1 protein-coding gene is annotated in these 1676 nt (G+C 41.8%); it reads left to right on the top strand.

Going from position 1 to position 1676, the window contains the following annotated elements; all coding sequences use genetic code 11:
- Nucleotides 1–154: 154 nt before the first annotated feature.
- The gene (locus tag CWB65_RS13320) at nucleotides 155–1309 is read left to right on the top strand and encodes an IS110 family RNA-guided transposase (protein ID WP_138740772.1); all 1155 of its coding nucleotides are present in this window, start codon (nucleotides 155–157) and stop codon (nucleotides 1307–1309) included.
- Nucleotides 1310–1676: the final 367 nt, after the last annotated feature.

Below are 1676 nucleotides of genomic sequence, written 5' to 3'. Positions count from 1 at the left end.
AAAAACAAACACAAAAATAATTTAGCTACATTTCCTAAAAACACATAGACATAATGACTCCCACACGGTGTTAGCCTCCGCTTTTCGTGGGTTAGCTTAATTCAAAGCCAGAGCCATAATTAGTTTGTCAATTAACTAAACAGCAGAGGCTAACATGAATAAACATAGCATACTTTTTATCGGTCTTGATACACATAAAGAATTCAATGAAGTTGCCTATATTGAAGAACATAGAGGTGCGCAACCTGTTCATCTTGGCCGAGTTTCGTCTTCCAAAATGGCCGTTCAAAAGCTTGTTCGCCAGTTCGAATCGAAATACCCTGGCGCAACACTTCATTTTGTTTATGAAGCTGGCCCATGTGGTTATTGGATTTACCGATTAATTACCAGCCTTGGCCATTGCTGTTATGTGGTTGCACCTTCTCTTATTCCTAAAAAACCTGGTGAGAAAATTAAAACCGATAAACGTGATGCCCTTAAGCTTGCTAAATTACTTAAGTCTGAAGATTTAACACCTATCTATGTTCCTGAGCCTGAAGATGAAGCTGTACGTGATTTATCTCGTGCACGCGAAGTAGCCATGAAGGATTTAAAAGATGCCAAATATCAATTAAAGGCGCTGCTGCTTCGCAATAATATTAATTACAAAGGCACTGCGAATTGGTCACAAAAACATTTACGTTGGCTCACTGAGCTTGTGTTGCCACACCCCGCTCAGCACATCGTCTTACAAGAATTTTTACACACAATTACCGAACGAATAAGCCGACTTGAGCGGCTAGATAATGAACTAACACACCACGTTCACCAGTGGCGTTATTATCCTGTAGTAAAAGCAATACAAGCTATGCGTGGTGTCCGTTTGTTGGTCGCCACTGGCGTTGTTGCTGAGCTTGGCGATTTATCGCGTTTCGACCATCCCCGCAAATTAATGAGTTATCTCGGTCTTGTACCCAGTGAACACTCGAGTGGTGGCAAACGCCATATTGGCGCCATCACAAAATGCGGGAACGGCCGAGCAAGGCGCCTTCTTGTGGAAGGTGCACATACTTATCGCTATGCAGCAAATATATCCACAGATATGCAAAAACGACAAGAAGGTTTACCAAAGGACATTATTGATATTGCGTGGAAAGCACAGATTAGGCTCTGCAAACGCTATAAAAAAATGATAGCCAAAGGGAAACACTACAATCTGGTTGTTACCGCCATTGCCCGAGAAATGATTGCGTACATATGGGCTATTGCAAGAGAAGTGGTGCTTACGCCAGTGAATAAAAAACTTAGATTGGCAAGAGTACCCGCATGATAAAAGAATTAGAGTTAATGCATGGGATCAAGCATCGGGTGTGGCACAACCACCGACGGCGTTAGGATGGCAATGCAGCTAACGCTGCATTGAACCACGAACATAGACTGAAGACAGGTGCCACGACGAAATAAGTAAGGTCTGCTCTGTTACTAGAAATAGTAATAACCAACGAATATCAGCAAGATAACCGACGACATTACTTGCTTCATCCTATGTATTAACTCGCTCTAATTCGAGCTAAAATAATTATGGCTTAAAAGTTAGGCAAGGATCAGTGCGTTTAACTTGACAATGGGAGTCATACCAACGCCCATTTAATGGGCAAAAAAATGTTGGCTAAAATTTTGAGGAACGAAAAAAGCCA

The sequence above is a fragment of the Pseudoalteromonas sp. S554 genome (assembly GCF_005930865.1).
GTDB lineage: Bacteria > Pseudomonadota > Gammaproteobacteria > Enterobacterales > Alteromonadaceae > Pseudoalteromonas > Pseudoalteromonas marina.
This window is presented reverse-complemented; position numbering and strand designations above follow the sequence as displayed.

Excerpts from the sequence above, each read along its gene's own strand:
- CWB65_RS13320 (WP_138740772.1), top strand. The coding sequence starts at position 155 with ATGAATAAACATAGCATACTTTTTATCGGTCTTGATACACATAAAGAA.